This is a genomic window from Candidatus Krumholzibacteriia bacterium, assembly GCA_035268685.1.
In the GTDB taxonomy this organism is placed as follows: Bacteria; Krumholzibacteriota; Krumholzibacteriia; order JAJRXK01; family JAJRXK01; genus JAJRXK01.
Genome location: DATFKK010000110.1, coordinates 1 through 19,643 on the forward strand (window position 1 = coordinate 1; position 19,643 = coordinate 19,643).

Here is a 19,643-nt window from a genome sequence, read left to right on the forward strand (position 1 = left end):
CCCATGAAGTCGATCATGCCCAGGTGGTACTGGGCACGTCCCTGGCCCTCGACGAAGTCCATGTCCTGTCCGATCGACTCGAACATCTCGCGCGCGGTGGCGGTGTCACCCTCCGCGACGTGGGCACGGGCGAGTCCCAGACGTGCGAGGTTGACCTCCTCGCGACTGCTGCTGGTGTTCACGGACAGCAGCTCGTAGAGCTCGATCGCTGGCTCGGGTTCGTGCAGGGCGTCGACGTAGACACCGGCCAATCGCAGAAGGGCCGATGCGGTGAGACGATTGCCCGCGAACCGTTCCTGCATCTCGACGATGCTGCGTCGCGTCTCGTCGAGGATGTCGAACTGCGCGTCGCGATCGAGCCGACCGAAGGCGTCGTTCTCGAGCATGGCCAGCAGGCTGCGGACGAGCGTGTCGTAGACACGGGGTTCCAGCGATGCCGGAACGGACTCGTTCGCGAGCATCGCCCGCGCCACGCGTGCACTCAGACGCAGGCGGGGCAGCACCCGGTCGGGATCGGTGTCGGGCAGGCGGCTGTCGGCCAGCCCGGCCAGGGCCAGGCGGAGCATCTCCTGCGTGAGCTCCGGTTCGCCGACCAGACGCGCCAGCGTGTTCCACGCTGCGTCGGGATCGCCGGCACGCATCTCGAGCTCGGCGACCACGATCCCGATCTGCGGCACGTCGCGATGTCGGGCGGCCATCGCACGAGCCACTTCGAGCATGGTCCCGACCTGCTGGGGAGCGTCCGAGGCCAGCTCCAGGATCTGACCGCGCACCAGACTCACGTTCAGCGGGCTCGCGACGATCACCTTGCAGTACTCGCGCACTGCGTCCGGCATCTGACCGAGTTGGGCGTGGAACCGTGCGAGTAGCTGCGCGAAGTCCAGGGGGTCCCCGGAGATCCGACGTCCCTCGACCAGCACCTCGATCGCCTCGGCCCGCCGACCGCGCTGACCGAGCACGTTGGCCACCATGCGACGCAGGGAGGTGTCGCCGGGGTTGCGATCGATCAGGCGGTCGAGCGTGGCCCGAGCCTCCGCGGTACGACCGAGTTCGTAGCGCGCCTCGGCCAGCAGACGGGACTGCCCGATGTCGAGGTCGTTCTCCTCTCCGTCGACACCGCGGAGCAGGAGGGCCGCCAGGTCCTCCCACCGGCCGGTGTCGCGGTACAGACGCGCGAGTCGACGCGACAGCGAGCTCTCGAGTTCGCCTCGCTCGTCCTCGCGCAGTTCCAACAGCTCGATGGCCTGCCCCACCCGTCCGGACCGGGCCAGGACCTCCACGCGTCGACGCACGGCCTCGACCTCGGCCCGCGCGCCGTCCTGGGCCTGGGGCACCGGCACCTGCAGGCGCTGGGCAGACTCCGTCGGCGGGCTCGCACTCGCACCCGGAGCCATCGTGGCCAGGGCGACGCCGAAGACCACCGTCCACATCGTGCGGATCATCGGCGGCCTCCTTCACGTCGATCGAGTTCGCGCTGGATCGAACGGAAGTACCGGCGCACGTCGTCCTGGTAGGCCTCCGGTGCGCGTTCGGGCGCGGTGTAGCGCCGCAGCGCGTTCTCGCGTTCCTCGACGCCGGGAATCCCCTCTTCGCCGATCTGGGTCCGGAACAGGTCCTCGGAGCCACGGCCCTCGCGGCGCTTGGCGAAGTCGCGTTCGCGCACCGAGCGTTCCGCGTCGAGCAATCTCGACAGAATACGTTCCTGCTGGCGTTCGAGGTCCTCGGTCAGCTCGCCCAGGCCGAGATCGTCCTCGACGCGCTCCATGGCCTCGCCCAGGTCCTCGAGATCGCCGAGCACGCGGCGCTCGTCGTCGATCTGCTCGCGGATCTCGTCGAGCTGCTCACGGATCGACTGCTGCTGCGCCTGCAGCTCGGCGAGCTGGCGCCGCTCCTCGGCATTCAGGCCCTGCTGCATGCGCTCGCGGAGCTGCTGCGTCATGCCGTTCAGACGGGACTGGTCCTCGGTGAGCTGCCGCATCTGTTCCGACGGACTCGGCATGGGACTGCCGCTACCACCACCACCGCTCTGCGCACTCTTGGCGGCCGTCAGCAGAGCGATGACGATCTCGTTCATGTCGCCCATGACCTGGACCGCGGTGTCGCGCGAGCGCCGGCCCCGGTTGCGCTGCAGCTCGTCGACCGTGTCGTCGGCGAGGGTGACGAGCTGACGCATTTCGCCGAGCAGCCGCTCGGGGATGTTGAAGTCCTGCCGGGCGAGTTCCTCGAGATCGGTGTTCAGTCCGTCGAGCGCGCGATGGATGCGTCCCTGCTCGCGTGTGAGGGCACGCGTGCGCTGCCCGCGAACGGTCTCCCGCAGGGCGTCGACCACTTCTTCCTCGCGGTGGCTCAATTGCAGCAGGTCGAAGGCGAGCTGTTGCAACTGTTCGCCCGCGAACTTGCCCTGGGCGGACTGCATCATCTGCTGGCCCTCGAGCATGACCTCGTACAGCGAGAGCAGACGGCGACGGGCCTCGTCCTGCTGCTCACGGGCCTCCTGGCGATCGCCCTCGGCGAGCTGGTCCTCGGCATCCTGCATCGACTCCGAGGGCGCTCCCTCTTGCTGCAACTGTTCGAGGGCCTTCTCCAGCGCCTTGCGCATCTCCTCGGCCGAGGGCGATTCCTGCGACCCGCCCTCCTGTTGTTCCTGCTGCATCTGCTCGAGAGCTTCCTGCAGACGCTCCTGCAGGCGCTCGGTCTCCTCGCGCAGCTGCTCCTGCATGCGGGCGAGTTCCTCTTCGTCCAGCTGACTCGGAGGTGTCTGCTCGTCGTCCTGTTGCTCACCGTCCTGTTGCTCACCGTCCTGGGGTTCGCCGGACTGCTGCTCACCGGACTCGGACGGGTCGCCGTCCTGCTGTTCGCCGTCCTGCTGTTCGCCCTCCTGCGGGTCGCCCTCCTGCGGGTCGCCCTCCTGCGGGTCGGTCTCCTCACCCGGATCGGTCAGCTCGGCGAGCTGGTCCTGACGACGGAGGTACTCGTTCACCTCCTCGACCAGGTCGGACATCTGGCGTTCGCGCTCGAGCTGACGCAGCAGTTCGATGGTGCGATCGAGGCGGCGGTTGAACTCCTCCTGGTCGGTGAGCGCGTCCTCCATCTGCCGCTGGACCTCGTGCGGCGTGAGCTGTTCCATGGCCTCTTCCATGGCCTCGAGGTAGGCCTTCAACGATTCGTCGTCCTGCAGCGACTCCATCAGCTCCTGGACGGTCTCCATCTTCTCGGCCAGTTCGAGGCTGCCCGCGTTGTTGCGCTCGAACTCCTCGAGCTGCTGCTGCATGTCGCCGATCGAATCCTGCAGCTTCTCGCGCAAGGCCTGCTGGCGCTCGAGGGTCTCGCGGATCTCCTGCTGCTTGTCCCAGTCGGGCTCGGGGTCCTTCATCAGCTCGCGGTTGAGCCGTTCGAGATCCTCGCGCACGTCCTGGCCCTGCGACAGCAGGTCCTTCAGCTCGCGGCTCTCGCCCTGGCGTTCCTCGCGGTCGAGATCGAAGACCTCGGCGATGGTGGGCAGCCGCAGGCGCCAGGTGCGGCTGCGAGTGACCTGACCACCTTCGAGGTCGTTGTTGTCGGTGGCCTCGAGTGCGTAGACCACGGCGTCGCCGGGGATCAGATCGAGCAGGCCGAGATCCCAGACGAAGTTCACGGCGACGTCGAGCGTTCCCCGGTCGACCTCGAGGTCGAGGATCTCCTCGGGCGCCCGCGTGCTGTCGCCGTCCACGAACAGGGGCACGCGGTTCCACGCGGTCTCGAGCTCGTTGCGGTAGACGAGGTCGAGGCGCGACAGACCGACGTCGTCGGCGGCAAGACCGGCGATCTCCATCTTCAGATCGCGCTCGAGGGGAAGGTCCTCGGCGGGGAGCGTCACGCGGACGCTCGGCACCTCGTCGGGCTGGGCGAGCAACCGGTAGGTGGTGAGCGCTTCGCTCGAGAGGCCCTCGCGGTCGACGAGTTCGATGCGGAAGGCCGTGTCCTCGGTCACCACGAGTTCGCCGGCGAAGCGGTCGCCGTCGGCCTGCAACGCATGCGCACCGGTCTCGTCGAGGCGTCGCGCCGCACGCAGGGGACTGCTGGCGTGACCCTCGATCTCCACCCGCGTGCCCTCGAGCACGGTGAGGCTGCCCCCGGGATTCTCGAGCTCGCGCGGTTCGCGCCCCGTGTAGGACGGCGGGACCAGGCGCATACCCAGATCGGTGATCACCGGGCGCTCGCGCACCTCCACTCGATGCGTGCCGCTGACGGCGGTGCCCTTGCGGAACCGGTAGCGGAAGGGATCCTCGATTCCCGCCAGCGAGATGCGCGCGCGTCGGTAGGGAGCCGGGTCCTCCGGCACGGGGGCCAGTTCGGTGTCCTTCTGCTGCCAGAAGTCGCCGGTACGGTTGAGCTCGAGCACGACGTCCTCGTCGCCCTCGACGAAGTCGTGCACGGTGAGCTCGAGATCGCCGCCCACGGCCACGCGCTGGTCCCCACTGACCGCGTACAGACCGGCGGTGGGCTGGACCGTTCGCAGCGAGGACGGGTTCGCGAGCACCGACGTGGCCCAGTGCACCCGCTCGGGCGCCCCGAGACCTACGAAGATCCACAGCAGCAGCGCCACACCGGCCAGGACCACGTTCCCGCCGACACCCACCAGGGGAACGCGTGGCGCGAGGCGGGTCGCGTCGGCCATCTCGGAGGCACGGCGGACGATCTCGCCGACCAGCTCCGGAGAGGCGCCACGCACGACGGGATCGGCGTGACGATGCGACGAGAACTGCGTGGCCGCCTCGAGCAGGTTCGAGTACTCGCCGTGCTCCTCGAGCGTGCGCGAGAAGCCCTTCAGGTTCGCCACCCGGCGCAGCGGACGGATCAGTTCGAAGACCACGGCCCAGCCGACGGCGAGGCCGAGCAATGCCCACAGCACCCAGGCCGCGGGTTCTCCCAGTCGGGACCAACCGGGCACCGTGATCACGGCCGCCGCGCCCATCAGCCCCACGCCCCCGAGGAGCATGATCAGGGCGTGGCCGACCAGGCGCAGCCGCAGCCAGCGCAGCTCGCGGCGGAGGCGGGTCTTGAGGCGGGTCGACGAGTCGCTGTGTGCGGTGCTGCGGTTCACGGGTGGGACCACCTCTCCTCGATCGTTCACTCGGCGGGACCGGGGCCGTGTTCGGAGAACTCGCCCGGCCCGTCAGGGCTGGGTGAGCGCGAACATCACCACGTTCACGGCCATGCGCAGGGCCGCTTCACGCGCCTCGGGGGAATTGTCGTGCACGGCCGGGTCCTCGAGCCCGTCGCCGATGTCGGAACTCCACGAGTAGAAGATCGCCATTCGACCCTCGTGGAACACCCCGTAGCCCTGCGCCGGATCCCCGTCGTGTTCGTGGACCTTGGGCAGGCCGTCGAGACGATAGAAGGAATCGTAGATCGGATGATCCGACCCGATCGGGACGAGTTCGGCGTCCGGGTACAGGTCGGCCACCAGCTGCCGGAAGCTCGTGTCGATGCCGTAGTTGTCGTCGACCCAGAGGAATCCCCCGGCGTCGAGATAGCGACGCAGACGCTCGACGTCGGCCGGCAGTGGACGGATGACGCCGTGGCCGGTGGCGTAGAGCAGCGGATAGCGGTAGAGACGCTCGTCGTCGAGCGTCAGCGCGAGGTCGCGCTCCACGGAGGGGATCCCCGTCCGCCGGGCGAGCTCGGCGTGCAGATTGGGCAGGCTGCTGGGATCGGCGTACCAGTCCCCCCCGCCGGCGTACTGCAGACGCGCCACGCGCACACGCCCGAGGTCCTCGGTGAACTGGGCGGACGCCTCGACGGCGAGCGCGCCCACGACGAGGACCAGAGCGGTCGCGAGGAGTACGGGGCGGAACGTGAACATGGTCGAAGGTCTACGCCGGGGGTGACGAATCGTTCCGATCGGTGGCCTCGGGCCCACGGTCGGCCGCCGTCTCCGGAGCCGCGGCGAGCGACAGGGTCGCCACCGCGCCGGGCCGGTCGGTGCGATTCCGCAGGCCGATCGTCCCACCCATCTTCTCCATGAGACTGCGGCAGATCACCAGTCCCAGGCCGGTGCCGGTGCTCTTGGTCGAGAAGTACGGTTCGAACAGGCGGTCCTGCACGTCCGGGTCGATACCCGGACCTTCGTCCAGCACGTCGATCCGGACGCGGGCGCCCTCGGATCGGGCCTCCAGACGCACCGTACCACGATCGCCCATCGCCTGTCGGGCGTTCTCGACCACGTTCGTCAGGACCTTCAGCAGGGCCTCGCGCGAGCCGAGCGCCCGCAACGGGCCCTCGGTGTGGATCTCGATCGAACCGTCCCCCCGGGGCGACGGATAGAGGCTGCGAACTTCCTGCAAAAGCGGCTCGACCTCGATCTCGCCGAGGTCGTCGAGGCGCTCCCGGCCCAGCAGACTGAACTCCGAGGCGATGTTCCTCAGGCGTTCGACCTGTGCCTCGATCGTCCCCGTGTTCTCGCGGACGATGTCGTCGAGCCGCGGGTGGTCGTCACGCACGGCCTGCCGCACCATCTGCGCCGAGAGCTGGATCGGCGTCAGCGGGTTCTTGACCTCGTGGGCGACCTGGCGGGCCATCTGCGCGTACAGCGCCAGACGACGGCTCGCGAGCAGCTCGGTGACGTCGTCGAAGACCACCAACCAGCCCGGCCGGCCCGACTCGAGACGCGCCGGCGAGATCACCGTACGCAGCGTGCGGGGCCCGTCGGCCCGACCGAGCACGATCTCGGTGTCGGTGGGCGCGCCGGGAGGACCGAGGCCGCGCAACCGCCGGAGGAATCCTGCCTCGTCGTCGTCGAGCAGCGTGGTCGCCGCGCGGTTGCGCTCGACCACCTCGGTGTCCTCGTCGAGCACCAACACGCCCGCCCCCAGACTGCCCAGCACCGTCTCGAGGAAGGAGCGACGCGAAGCGAGCTGCCGGCGGCTCTGGTTCAGCGCGTCGGTCATGTGGTTGAACGAACGGACCAGCTGACCGATCTCGTCGCCGCCGATTTCCGGCACCCGTCGATCGAGCTCACCCCGCGCGATTCGATCGGTGGCAGCCACCAGGTTGCGGATCGGCCCCACGATCCGACCCGAGAGGGCCAGCCCCGCCCCCACGGCCAACACGAGGGCCAGCGAGCTCAGTCCGAATACGAACATCTGGCCACGACGGCGCTCGCGGGCGTCCTCGGTGGCGCGCGCGAACAGCCGGGCGGACAGCACGCCCCGTTGCGGCGAACCCGGCCCGGCGAGCACGGCGTACCCCTGCGCCACGGCCAGACCGCCGTGCTGTTCCGCCTCGACGACGCGACGCGCGGTCCCGCGCAGCACCGGCAGGGCGGCCGCGTTGAGCACCGGCGAGTACAAGCCGGCGCGGTACAGGGGCGCCTGGCTGCTGACCACGGCCCAGGGGCCGTCGTAGAGAGTCAGATCGGCGCGGATCGTCCGCGCGATCCGGTTGAGGTCCTCGTCGCGCAGGGCCCGCCGGACGTACACGGTGTGGGTGCGATCGTCGGGCCCGAGCACCGGGTACGCGCGCCCCAGGAACCATCCGAAGGCATCGACCTCGAGCACGAGTTCGCCGTCTTCGACCTGGCGCAGGAAGGCTTCGGCCTCCTCGGCGTCGCGGTCTCCGAGGGTCTCGTCGAGGATGAGCTCGCGCCGGGGATCGAAGACCATGACCTGGGCCGCCGCGAAGGGGCCGAGGGTGCGCGACGCCTCGGTGTTGCCACGCGCGATCACGTCCTGCACGTACTCGCCGCGGATCAGGGCGGTCGCGAGTTCGTCCAGGTTGCTCGCGAGCAGTTGCAACGCGGTATCGAGCCGGCCCGAGACCTCTTCGAGGTTCTCGCTGCGCGCCAGGGCCGCCCCGCGCCGCTCCTGGATCACGCCCAGCAGGAACACGGGCAGCAGCACGATGAGCAGCATCGACACCAGCAGGCGTTCCTCGAATCCGATCACCCCGAGCGCGCGTGGCCAGCGATCCCGTGGATCGACCCGCAGCAGACGGGCCAGGCCGAAGACCAGCATGGCCACCGTGGCCACCGCGAGGTAGAGCGCGGCCAGGCGGCTGAGGTCCAGCAGCCGTTCGACCAGCGTGGGTTCTTCGAAGGCGACGACCAGTTCGCGGCCTTCGCGCTCGACGCGCGCCACGTGCAGCAATTGCCCGTCGAGGCGTTGTCGCGTCCACACGCCCGGCGCCGGCAGGTCGTCCAACCGCAGGCCGACCAGCACCGGCGACGACGCCTTGAGGACCCGGCCGTCGCTGGGATGGCCGATCAACACCGCTTCGTCGAAGGTGCGGCGCGGAGCGAGATCACGATCGGGGGTCTCGCCGAGCAGCCGCAGCCCCACGGGCACGTTGTCCTCCAGCGGGATCGATCCCTCCGCGGCGGCATAGGGCAGATCGATGATCAGGCGGCTGCAGTCTCCCGCGACGGGTTTCCTCTCCAGGTCGATCCGTCCCCGGTAGACCAGGAAGGGTCCCTGCTCGGTGGCCAGCTCGATCGCCTCGACTTCGGTCGTCCGACGCATGGGGGCCTCGCGCCGCCAGTTCCGTAACGGCGTGGGCTCGTAGGGCAGACCGATGTCGAACTCGCTGATCAACCGGCCCTCGTCGTCGCGCAGCGCCACACGGCAGCCGAAGTTCTGCGACGGGAGCAGCGTGCGCGCCCAGATCTCGAAGGCCAGGTTGCTGCGATCGGCCTGCCGGTCACCGAGCCGGTGCAGCAGGGCCTCGTCGGCGGCGATCTCCTGCACCACGTCCCGGAGCAGGAAGCGCCGCCAGTTGTCCAGCGGCTCGAGCCGCTCCGCGGCGTCCTGCAGAGCCACCTCTTCCTTCTCGGCGTTGTAGACACGCTCCAGCCCCGTGCTCTGCACGCCGGCGAACCAGGTCAGTGCGAGCAATCCGGTGAGGACGCGCCGGCTGAAGGCGGGCGACCGGACCGCCGGCCGCATGGCCACGCCGAGCACCGGCACGAGCACACCCCAGAGTGTGGTCACCAGTGAGGCGTCGCCGACGATTCCGCGGGCAGCGATCGCTGCGGTGGCCGCGGCCAGACCGACCCACCCCGCCGTGTCCCCCCGGAACCACCGCTCCCACCCGAGGAGCAGCGCGACCACCAGCGGGAACAACAGCAACAACATGCCCACGTGCAGGGCCAGGAAGGGCACGGTGAAGAAGGGACTGTCGAGTCCGATCAGCAGCGGATTGGCGTTGCGCACCACCAGCGCCTGCACCACTTCGATCCAACCGAGCTGCGCCACGGACCCGGCGGCCAGGACCGCCCACACGAGTCCACGCATCCCCCGCGGACTCCGCCGCGCGCACAGTTGCCGCCAGGCCGGGACGAGGAGGATCACCGCCGAACTGACCAGCAGGCCGGTGAGCACGAAGTCGGCGGCCGACCGGAGCAGTCCCCAGCCGGCCGACGTGGCGAAGTAGGTGGGCAGGAAGAGCAGCGACAGCGTGCCCGTCTCCGGGGCGAAGGCCAGGTCGAGGACCCGGGCGCGCTCGAGCAGGATCCGCAGCCCCGTGGCGACCGCGATCGCGCCCAGGATCCCCGCCGTTCCCCGCGGGGTCACCTCGCGTCCCGGCCAGGCTCGCCAGGCAAGGACCACGAGGGGGACCAGCCCCAGGAGCAGGGCAACGGCCACGCGCTGTCCCTGCGCCTCCAGGGACCGCCGGCGTTGCTCGGCCAGCCGGGGCGCCTCGAGCTCGAGCCAGCACCACGGGGCGTCGGGAGGGACCCCGCGGAGCAGCGCTCCTTCGGGCAGGTCGCCCGGCTCGGGACGGCTCGGCCACAGGCGCAGGGACGCGCCGGAATCGGGCGCGAGCCAGTCACCCGGAGCCAGATCGAGCCCCAGACGCGGGAAGAGCGCATCGGACAATCCCAGGGACACGTCGCACGATGCCCGTCGGTCGCCGCGCCCTTCGGCCTGTACGATCAGGTAACGGCGGTAGCCGTAGTCGACGACCAGCGGAACGTCGGTGGGTCCGACGCGCTCCGGTCCCGGCACCGGCCCGGCCCAGGCGAGCAGCGAGTCGGCCCTCCACACGCTCACGGCCACGTCGAGACGGTCTCCGCCGACGTCCAGGGGGGTCACCACGGACTCGAGATCGTCGGTGGCCAGAGCCAGGGCCGCCCGCTCGGCAGCGGTGGCCCGGATCGTTTCGAGCCGATCCGCGGCGGCGTCCGCCGTGTCCTCGAGGGCTCGCCGGCTGCGCTCCTGCCACGCCGCCTCGTGCAGGTCCGCGGTGCGGACCAGCGGCCAGCCGAAACCCACTGCGGCGAGCAGGGCCAGTGCGGTCGCGGCACGGAGGGCGAGGCCGCCCCTGGACCACTGCCGCCGCATCGTGACGGTGAGCGCGGCCACGAGGAGCACCAGGCCGGTGGCGATCGATCCCCATTCCATCGAGGGCTGCCGCAGCACGAGTTCCAGCGCCACCACCGCGCCCACGGCGACGATCGGCCAGGATCGGGCGAGTGCCGGACGGGTGCTCGGTGTGAGCATGGGCGCCCGGGCTCAGCGGAGCTCGCGGACGGCCCGGACCGTCCAACGCCCGGTCGCCGTGTCGTGCCGCAGATCGAGGTAGAGGCGTCCCGAGAGTCCACGGGCATCGGACGTGGGGCGCCCGGTGGCGAAGTGCAGGACCACGAACGAGGCGTCGTCCTCCGGATCGAAGTCGGGGCACTGGCAGCACAGCGTGCCGTCGGCCGAACGCAGGAAGTCCGGCCCGAGGTCAGGGGCGGGCGGCGGGTCTTCGCGTCGAAGGGCGCGCTGCAACAGGATCGCGGCCTGCTCGCCACTGAACCGTCCGTCGGCCGCCGGCCGGCGGGTGTCGTCGGATCCCGGCAGGTTCAGGCGGACGTCGCGGGCTGCGAGCAGCTCCTGCAATGCAGCCGTCTCGAGGGTCGAGAACGCCCGGAGGATCTGCTGGCAGAGGGCCTCGTCGGTGCGGGGTGCGGACTCCTGCGCCCCGCTGCCGGCCGGTGGACCGAGAAGGAGCACGGAGATCAGCACCGTCAGCACCCGATGCAGGCCGGTGGAACGGACGGGAAGTGCGCGGGCACGCGGACTCATCGCGGGCTCCGGGGCTGGGCGGACAGGGCGACGCGGAAGGTCGGGGGCTCGGATCGTCGGACCCTTGAATCTACCACGAGGTCCGGGGTTCCCGGTAGCGACGCCCGGCACCGGAACGCGAAGACCCCGCCCTGGCGGGCGAGGTCTCCACGGAACGGATGGATCGCGACGGTCAGCTCCCGACCCTGGCCGGCTGCCGGCCGGAACCGCTGCCACTGCGCCGATTCGCGGTGCGCCAGTTGTACCAGGCCAGGAGCAGGGGCGTGGCCACGAAGATCGACGAGTAGGTGCCGACCACCACGCCGAGCACGAGCGCCAGCGCGAAGTCGTGGATCACCGGCCCGCCGAACAGGAAGAGGATCACCGCCACCATCAAGGTGGTGAAGGAGGTGATCACCGTGCGGCTGAGCGTCTCGTTCACACTCTTGTTCAGGACGCTCTCGTAGGTCTCCTTGCGCCGCATGCCCATGTTCTCACGGATGCGGTCGAAGACGACGATGGTGTCGTTCAGCGAGTACCCGATGATCGTCAGGAACGCCGCAAGGATCACCAGGCTGATCTCGTGGTCGATCAACGAGAAGATCCCCAGCGTGATCAACACGTCGTGGAACACGGCGAGCACCGCGGCGATCCCGAACTGCGCGGCCGAGAAGCGCAGGCCCACGTAGAGGATGATCAGGAACAGCGCGACCACGATCGACAGCGTCGCCGCACGACGCAGTTCGCTCCCGATCTTGGGCCCCACCTTCTCCTCGCGGCGCAGCTCGATCTCGCGATCGGGGAAGGCCTCCTGGAGGATCTCGGGCACGGTCAGCGTGCCGGCGTCGACACCGAGATCCATGCTCCCTTCGAGATAGACCAGCAGCTCTTCGTCCGAGCCGAAGTCCTGCACCTGCTGCATGCCGATGTCGGCGTTCTCGAGCACGGCGCGGGCGTCCTCGAGAGGAATGGCGGGCTCGGCGCGGACCTCGACGATCTGACCGCCGCGGAAGTCGATCGACAGGTTCGGCCCGCCCTTGGCCACCAGCGAGACGACTCCCGCCGCGATGATCAGGAAGGACAGGACGAAGCCGATCCTCCGCTTGCCCAGGAAGTCGATGTTCGTGTTCGTCAGGACTTGCATGGTTCTTTCCTCGCGGGCAGGGCCCGATTCAGATCCGGGACTAGATGCTCAGGCCCTTGGGCTGACGACTTCCCAGCCACAGGTCGTAGATCGTGCGCGTGAACACCAGCGCCGAGAACATCGACGTGAGGATGCCCACGCTCAGGGTCACCGCGAAGCCACGGATGGGGCCGGTGCCGAAGTAGTAGAGCACGAAGGCCGCGATGAAGGTGGTGACGTTGGCGTCGACGATCGCGCGCGTGGCCTGTGCGTAGCCGGCATCGATGGCGGCACGCACGTTCTTGCCGTTGCGCAGCTCTTCGCGGATTCGCTCGAAGATCAGCACGTTGGCGTCGACGGCCATGCCGACGGTCAGGATGATCCCGGCGATCCCCGGCAGGGTGAGCACCAGACCGAACTGGGCCAGGATCGCCAGCAGCAGCATGAGCGTGAGCGTGAGCCCCGCCGTCGCCAGCAGCCCGGCCACCTTGTAGTAGATGATGATGAAGACGATCACCGCGGCGCCGCCGATGAGGATCGACCGGACGCCCTGGTCGACCGAGTCGGCGCCGAGGCTGGGCCCCACCGTGCGCTCCTCGGCGATCTGCACGTCGGCCGGCAGGGCACCCGCCCGCAGCATGAGCGCGAGGTCCTGCGCCTCCTGGATCGAATCGAAACCGCCGGAGATCGTGGCGCGGCCGCCGCTGATCTTCGACTGGATGTTCGGCGCGCTGTGCACGCGGCCGTCGAGCACGATCGCCAGCTTGCGGTTGATGTTGGCGCCCGTGACGTTCGCGAAGCGCAGGCCACCGCGGCGCGTGAGCGTGAGGTTCACGAGCTGCATGCTCGGCCGGTCGGGATCGGGACCGATGACAGCGTTCTCGATCTCGTTGCCCGACACCGCGACGTCGTCCTCGACCAGGTAGAGCAGGATGGCCTGCCCGCCGTCGCTGCCCTTGAACTCCTCGGCGCCGAACATGAACGTGGCGTCGCGCGGGGTCACGCGCTGCACCTCGTCGCGCGCGAGCAGCGTGGCGATCTTCTCGCGGTTGGCCATCGACAGCGGATAGCCGCCGAAGTTCGACATGAAGGGGCCGAGCAGGGCGCTGAACGGCCGGTTCGGGTTCAGATCGCCGGGCAGCGGCGCCTCGTCGGCGTCCTCGGCCGCCGCCGTGATCACGCTGTCGGCGTCGGCCGTCTCGGCGTCGGCATCGCGGGCCTCGATCACCGAGGCCAGTACGCGGTCGATCCGGTCGACCACGTTCTGCACCTCGTTGCCCTCGCGCACGAGCTGGAAGGTGAGCCGCGCGGTGCGTCCGATCAGGGACTTGGCACGCTCCGGGTCCTGCAGACCGGGTAGCTGCACCACCACGCGCGAGTCGCCCTCCTTGCGGATGTCGGGTTCGGACACGCCGAACTCGTCGATCCGGTTACGCAGCACCGTGATCACGCGGTCGAGGGCTTCGGAGCGGCTGATGTCCATGTCGGACTCTTCCAGCTGCTCCTGGTCGACCTCGAGGATCAGGTACATGCCGCCGGCCAGGTCGAGGCCGCGGCGGATCGCCCGGTCCTCGAGGGACTCCACGGCGTCCTCGCTCATGTCCTCGGTGCCCAGGGCCAGTTGGATCGTGGGCAGCAGGGTCCACAGCGAGGCCACGACCGCGACGACGATGATGGCGAGCTTGATCTGGATCGAACGTTTCATCGGGCGTCCCTGGGCGAGCGCGAACGAGAGTTCCCCGGGGCCGGATCGGCGTCGGGACGGGCTCGGGCGCGCGCTCGTCGGTGGATGGGGCAGATGATCGAGGAGTCGGAAAAACCGGCGACCGCACAGTCGCCGGAAAACCCGTCAAGTATACCCTCGCGGTCGAGCGTGTCAAACCGCCCGGGCCCGGCCGGGAGGCGTGGATCAGAATGCGAGATCGTGGATCAGCGCGCTGATGGGCACCAGGGCCACGCCCTCGTCCGCGAGTCGAGGCAGGATCCGCTCCAGGCCGTCGATGGTGGCATCGTTCACGTGGCCGATCCCGACCGCCCAGCCTCGATCACGGGCCCGCCGCATCAGGAAACGCAGCCGCTCCACCACGAGTTCCACGTCGGCCCCGCCGGCGTCGAGGAAGATGTCGTTGCGGAGGTGGGGGACCCCGGCGTCGGCGGCCGCCACGTGGGCCACGCTACGCGCCGAGGTCTGGCTGTCGAGGAACACCAGGCCCCGCTCGGCCAGCACCTCCATCACGGCGTCCATCTCGGGTCGCGACGCGGTCGCCCGGCTTCCCATGTGATTGTTCACGCCGGCCACGCCGGGCAGCGCGCCGAGACATCGCTCCACCGTACGGCGGATGGCGCCGGGGTCCATTCCGACCCGGATCTGGGGCTCGCCGGCCTCGTAGCCCGTGTCGGGCTCGGGCTCCATGGGCAGGTGCAGGAAGGCCTCGTGCCCGGACCGTTGGACCTCGGTGAGGAGACGGGCCGAGTAGCGCAGCTCGGGCAGGACCGCGAAGGTGATCGGCGCCGGGAGTGCGAGCGCCCGCTGCGTCAGGCCGTTCACGTTGTGGCCGAGGTCGTCGATCACGATCGCCAGGCGCGCCGTGTCGAGCTCCTCGGGGGGCAGAGGGACCCGTCCCCGACGGGCCAGCACCCGGTGGGTGAGCGTCACCCGGGTCCCGAAGCGCAGCTCGAGTTGTGCTCCGTCGTCGTCGGCCGTGCGCCTCCCGTAATGGACGGTTCCGCCCGCCTCCTCGACGGCCGCCGTCAGGTCGAGGTTGAGGGCCGTGAGCGAGGCGTCGGGACGCAGGCTCAGGCGGACGACGGCGGGACCGCCCGCCGGCGCGGTTTCGACGATGATCGAGTCGGCCGGCACCTCGCGTCGGCCGACGGCATCGAGGATCACCCCCTGCAGATGCCCCCGCGCCCAGCCCTCCCCGGCGGCCAGACCGCGGTCGGCCATGACCATGCGCCCGGCGTCGGTGCGCAGCCACGTGACGGCTCCAGCGAGCGCCACGGCCACCACGAGGGCGACCACGAGGCCACGCACGATCGCGGTCTCGGACTTCCGTCGGGAACGGCGGCGCTTCTTCGGCATGGCATCCCGGGGTGGCACGCGGCTCGGTGGGCAGGGTCCGCGCGGCGGGGCCCTTGATACGCCAGGCGGACGGTGACGTCAACGGACCGAACTGCCGGGGACGGCGAAGCCCCCGCCGGAGCGGGGGCTCGCCTCGTTCGGAACCGACGACGACCCGAATCCTACTTCGCGGCCACCACCTTGGCGCTGCCCAGACCGAGGTCCTCCCAGGCGAACAGCCGGTAGACGCCGGTCTCGACCCCGTCGATCACCTGCGTGACTTCCTTCAGGTAGAAGTTCTGCTGCCCGCTGACGTTGGTGCGCTTGTCGGGGAACACCACCGACATCACGACCGAGTAGGTACCCCGGAGATCGGCTCCGACCACGTTCGGGTTGTCGAAGTTCGGAGTCCAGGTCTCGACCACGTCCAGCGTGGTGATCTCGATCGACTGCACCTGGAGGTCGGGATCGCTCGCCGTTCCGAACATCTGTTCGGCCGTGGCGATCTCCCGGGCACGGTCCCACGATCCGGGGATCTGCAGCTCGTTGATGTCCTGCTCGGAGAGCCAGAACACGAATTCCTCGTGGAGCAGGTCGTCGTAGAGTTCGAGATTCCGGTCTTCCCAGGCCTGCTCGAAGTTGCTGATGAAGATGGCGGGCGACGTGGCCAGGGGGAACTGCTCCTGCTCACCCCCGTTGTCGATCGGATCGGATTCGTCGGGACTGAAGATTCCGCACCCCGTGAACAGGGTCACGGAGAGGATCACCAGCAGAGCGCGCACGGCGTGGGGCGCAGCCGGTTCGATTCGGGTTCGCATGGTCTGTGCACCTCCAGAGCCGCCTTGTCGGGCGACAGTCTGTCTCGGATGTCTACGCATGGGGCGTACCAGCGTCCGGAACGAGGGCGGACGTGGCGGACGAGAGGTCGTGGGGCTTAGCAAATTCCGACGAGCGGACCCTCCCTGACGGACTAGCGGACCAGGCTGGCGCGGAGCTGGCCGAGGGGGTTGCTGGACTCCTGCTCTTCCCAGCGTGCCATGACCCAGATCGCCCGCTCCTGCCGAAGCGTGTACAGTGCCGTGCCAGTATACTCGATCTGGCTCCCGTCTGCTTCGACGACTGTGATCGAATAATCTCCCTCGAACAGAATCTCGGTACTCCCCTGCGGGGGGCGCACCTGATCGTACACCTGCGCGATGATGGTGTCCGTGGACGCCGTGAAAAGACCATCGACGAACTCGGTCTCCTCCTCGATCCCCCAACTCGAATTGGGATCAGGAAATACGCCGGGATTCTGCGCTGCAACCGAAGGCGCGGGTACGAAGACGAAGTCCTCGGAGAACTGCTCCAGATAGGTCTGGCTCTGGCGGCACTGGAACGAGCCGTCCAGGTTGGCGAAGACGTTCAGTTCGCTCTCCTGGGTGATCTTCTCGAAACAGACCGGCCCTCCGCCCTGCTCCGGCTCCCGCGGATCGAAGAAGCAACCGCCCAGTACCAGCAGGCCGACGGCGGCCAGGGAGACCCAACGGAGTTCGGCCGTCCGGAACATCAGAACTCCACGGTGAGGGTGGTGTTGGCGACCCAGTAGTCTCTCTGCTCGTCGCGGACACGCGGCCCGAACTGCAGGACCCGCTCGATGTCCAGGCGCAGTTGCGCCCTGTCCGAGAAGAAGGACCGGTTGCCCGTCAGACGCAAGTTGAGCCGGCCGCGCTCCTCGGTGCTCTCGCGTCCGCGGGTTTCCTGATCGAGGAAGCCGCGTTCGGTCCGGGCGCTGAAGGTCAGCGTGGACACCGGGATCGAGACGTCGAACACCACGCGCTGATCGTTGCGTGTCGACTCGGTCACGTAGAGTTCGCGGACCGGAGACGCGGGATCGCGCGCTCCCGTGCTCCGGAAGTCCGACAGCCACTCCACACCGACGGCGCCCCCACCCGAGAAGGTGTAGTCCGCACGCGAGGTCACCTGTCCCTGCTTGTTGAAGCTGTCGCGGTCGATGCCGTCGAGGAAGTCGCGGAAGACGATCTGCAGCCGGTAGGTCTGCGCAGCGCTGAATCCACCGGGCGGATCGAAGGTGTACGACCCGCGGACCTCGTACAGCACTTCTTCCTTGTTGTTGCCCACGCGATCGGCGGCGATGTTCAGCTCGAGCGTGCGACGCGCGGTCCCGCCGACACGCAACTGCGTGTGGGCGATCGCATCGGTGGCGATCTCGGCGCTGAAGTCGTCGATCAGGCGGTCGCGGTCGTTGTTGTTGCCGGTCTCCTCGAAGATGCTCTGCGTCAGCGACTGGCTCGCCCGGAGTTCGAGGTCGCTGCGGGCGAACATCGCCTGCCGTAACGTTGCGCCCACCTCGTAGTTCTTCGTCGACTCGCGGCCACGGAAGTCCGCACCCCCACGCACACGGCGGTCGTTGAAACGATTCGAGAAGTCGTAGCGCACCTCGACACTGCCGGCCTCCGCGTAGTGGAACGTGGCCCCGGCGTCGAACGACTCTCCACCCCGTTGCACGATCCCTTGTTGCGAGAAACGGTACTCGGTCTCGGAGAACTCGGTGCTCGCCGAGCCCGCCAGGGTGAGGCGCTCCACCGGTGCGGTGTCGACGCGCGTGGAGAGGTCGTAGGACGACCGCACCTCGCGCTCACGCCCCACCGGCCGGAGCGTGTTCAGGGTGTCGACCACGCCGTTGGCGTTGCGCGCGAAGTCCAGGCGCTCCTCGAAGAACGTCGTGCGTTGGGCCTCCACCGACAGGTTCGTACGCGGCAGGGCATCCAGGTCGAGACGCGCGCCCAGCGTGTCGAGTTCGGCCGTCGCGTCGTCGCTCGATTCGCGGACGAGCCGCGTCCCCGTGCTCCGCTTGTAGCCGTAACGGGCCCGCAGGTCGACCGCATCACCCTGCCGTCGCCAGACCGAGGTGAGACCCGCGCCGGCGAGGTTGCGATCGTTCGACACGTTCCGGTTGACCTGCTCGACGTCCTCGATGTCGCCGCGGACGGCCCAGTGGTGTGAGAAGCCGTCGGTCAGCGGGTGGTTGCCCTCGAGCACCATGCTCGCGTCGGCCGACCGGAAGTCGAGGACGATCGGATCGCCGGTACCGGGACGGTTCTCGTCGAAACTCGTCCGCCGGGACACGTTGAGCTTCAGCTGGGCCGCGTCGCCGAAGAAGCTGTCGTCGTAACTGCTGCGCAGCCCCGTCTCCTCCTGCTCACGATCGAACTGCCGGTAGGTCGTTCGGCGCACGGTGGCCTCGGTCGACCCTCCTGCGTCGACGAGATCGGCGAGGGGAGCGGTGATCCTCCCCGAGAGCAGGATGCGCGTGACGTTCGCGTTGAACTCGGCGGTGGTCGTGGGGCGCAGGGCGTTCCAGCGAGACGCCTGCGGCGCCGCCGGTGCGTCGGCGGATGCGGCCCCACCGAGACGTCCACCGATCGCGGTGCTGTCGGCCGCGGCACTGTCGGCCACGACCGTGCTCAGACTGTCCGTCGACACGGGAATCTGGGCCGAAGCCCCGAGCGCGCCCGAGAGCACGACCGCGACCACCACCAGGTGCAGTCCGGCCCTCACGCGAGGTCCTCCGCCCGGATCACGTCGCGCAGACGGACGAAGTCGTCGACGGAGAGCGTTTCGGGTCGGCGGCGCGACTCGATCCCCGTTCGGCCCAGCAACGCTCCGACCCGCGCGTCGTCGATGTCCAGACGTCGACGCAACAGACCGCCGATCTGCTTGCGACGCTGCCGGAAGAGGTCCTTGACCAGCGCGCGGCCGTCTTCGGCGAGGTCCACCGGCTCGTCACGTCGGACGAGACGCACGACCGCCGACTCGACCTCCGGCGGCGGATGGAAGCACCCCGGCTTGACCCGCACGACGCGTTCGACGTCGACCTCCGCCTGCAGGAGAACGCTCAGCACTCCGTAGTCGCGTCCTCCCGGAGGCGCGGTCATGCGGCGGGCGACCTCGGCCTGGACCATCAGGACCGCGCCGGCCGACCGCGGATCCCGCAGGGCCGGCAACAGACCGAAGAGGACGGCACTGGTGACCTGGTAGGGAAGATTCCCGGCGAAGACCACGCGCTCGTCTGCGAGCAACGCGGCGAAGTCGGTGGCGGCCAGATCGGCGTGTTCGATCCGGAGGTCGCGACCGCGGGTCTCGTCGCGGACGAGTTCGATCATGCGCGTGTCGAGTTCGAGGGCGGTCACCGGCCACCCTTGATCCAGCAGGGCGTAGGTCAGCGCACCCGCTCCGCACGCCAGTTCGACCACTCGCTCGGGACCGAGGGCGCCGACCGCCTCGACGATCCGCTCCACGATCCTCGCGTCGACGAGGAAGTGCTGTCCCAGACGCTTGTCCAGCCGCAGACCGTGCCGACGCAACAGCTCGACCTGCGATGGCCGGGCCCTGCGTGCGTGACCGGATGCGCCGCCGGAAGCGATCATGG

General features: G+C 69.3%; 12 protein-coding genes. All 12 read right to left on the minus strand.

Annotated features, from left to right (window positions below):
• Window positions 1-1,442 (minus strand): tetratricopeptide repeat protein (locus VKA86_10470; protein ID HKK71632.1); only part of this gene is annotated, 1,442 nt, incomplete at its 3' end.
• Window positions 1,439-5,083: a DUF4175 family protein gene (locus VKA86_10475; protein HKK71633.1), complete on the minus strand. Its 3,645-nt coding sequence runs from the start codon at window positions 5,081-5,083 to the stop codon at window positions 1,439-1,441. The genes VKA86_10475 and VKA86_10470, both read right to left, overlap by 4 nt.
• 72 nt (window positions 5,084-5,155) lie before the next feature.
• On the minus strand, window positions 5,156-5,845 hold the full coding sequence (locus VKA86_10480) for a DUF4159 domain-containing protein (GenBank protein ID HKK71634.1): 690 nt from the start codon (window positions 5,843-5,845) through the stop codon (window positions 5,156-5,158).
• Window positions 5,846-5,855: 10 nt separating this feature from the next.
• Entirely contained in the window at window positions 5,856-10,478 is a 4,623-nt protein-coding gene (locus VKA86_10485; protein HKK71635.1) for an ATP-binding protein, read from the minus strand.
• A gap of 12 nt (window positions 10,479-10,490) precedes the next feature.
• Window positions 10,491-11,048, minus strand: a complete 558-nt coding sequence (locus tag VKA86_10490) for a hypothetical protein (GenBank protein ID HKK71636.1) — start codon at window positions 11,046-11,048, stop codon at window positions 10,491-10,493.
• A 172-nt stretch (window positions 11,049-11,220) separates the two neighbouring features.
• Window positions 11,221-12,171: a protein translocase subunit SecF gene (gene secF, locus VKA86_10495; protein ID HKK71637.1), complete on the minus strand. Its 951-nt coding sequence runs from the start codon at window positions 12,169-12,171 to the stop codon at window positions 11,221-11,223.
• A gap of 40 nt (window positions 12,172-12,211) precedes the next feature.
• Complete coding sequence (secD, locus tag VKA86_10500) at window positions 12,212-13,855, minus strand: protein translocase subunit SecD (GenBank protein ID HKK71638.1); 1,644 nt, start codon at window positions 13,853-13,855, stop codon at window positions 12,212-12,214.
• A 204-nt stretch (window positions 13,856-14,059) separates the two neighbouring features.
• A complete protein-coding gene (locus tag VKA86_10505; GenBank protein HKK71639.1) occupies window positions 14,060-15,232 on the minus strand; it encodes a divergent polysaccharide deacetylase family protein in 1,173 nt (390 codons plus the stop codon).
• 161 nt (window positions 15,233-15,393) lie between these two features.
• On the minus strand, window positions 15,394-16,029 hold the full coding sequence (locus tag VKA86_10510) for a hypothetical protein (protein HKK71640.1): 636 nt from the start codon (window positions 16,027-16,029) through the stop codon (window positions 15,394-15,396).
• Between the two features lie 152 nt (window positions 16,030-16,181).
• A complete protein-coding gene (locus tag VKA86_10515; protein HKK71641.1) occupies window positions 16,182-16,760 on the minus strand; it encodes a hypothetical protein in 579 nt (192 codons plus the stop codon).
• On the minus strand, window positions 16,760-18,772 hold the full coding sequence (locus VKA86_10520; protein HKK71642.1) for a hypothetical protein: 2,013 nt from the start codon (window positions 18,770-18,772) through the stop codon (window positions 16,760-16,762). The genes VKA86_10515 and VKA86_10520 overlap by 1 nt, the downstream gene beginning before the upstream one ends.
• On the minus strand, window positions 18,769-19,641 hold the full coding sequence (gene rsmA / locus VKA86_10525; protein HKK71643.1) for a 16S rRNA (adenine(1518)-N(6)/adenine(1519)-N(6))-dimethyltransferase RsmA: 873 nt from the start codon (window positions 19,639-19,641) through the stop codon (window positions 18,769-18,771). Before rsmA ends, VKA86_10520 begins: the two co-directional genes overlap by 4 nt.
• Between the last annotated feature and the right edge of the window lie 2 nt (window positions 19,642-19,643).

Coding starts and splice junctions, on each gene's coding strand:
- VKA86_10510 (HKK71640.1), bottom strand. CDS start 16,029: ATGCGAACCCGAATCGAACCGGCTGCGCCCCACGCCGTGCGCGCTCTG.
- VKA86_10505 (HKK71639.1), bottom strand. CDS start 15,232: ATGCCGAAGAAGCGCCGCCGTTCCCGACGGAAGTCCGAGACCGCGATC.
- secD (HKK71638.1), bottom strand. CDS start 13,855: ATGAAACGTTCGATCCAGATCAAGCTCGCCATCATCGTCGTCGCGGTC.
- VKA86_10485 (HKK71635.1), bottom strand. CDS start 10,478: ATGCTCACACCGAGCACCCGTCCGGCACTCGCCCGATCCTGGCCGATC.
- VKA86_10480 (HKK71634.1), bottom strand. CDS start 5,845: ATGTTCACGTTCCGCCCCGTACTCCTCGCGACCGCTCTGGTCCTCGTC.
- secF (HKK71637.1), bottom strand. CDS start 12,171: ATGCAAGTCCTGACGAACACGAACATCGACTTCCTGGGCAAGCGGAGG.
- VKA86_10515 (HKK71641.1), bottom strand. CDS start 16,760: ATGTTCCGGACGGCCGAACTCCGTTGGGTCTCCCTGGCCGCCGTCGGC.
- rsmA (HKK71643.1), bottom strand. CDS start 19,641: ATGATCGCTTCCGGCGGCGCATCCGGTCACGCACGCAGGGCCCGGCCA.
- VKA86_10490 (HKK71636.1), bottom strand. CDS start 11,048: ATGAGTCCGCGTGCCCGCGCACTTCCCGTCCGTTCCACCGGCCTGCAT.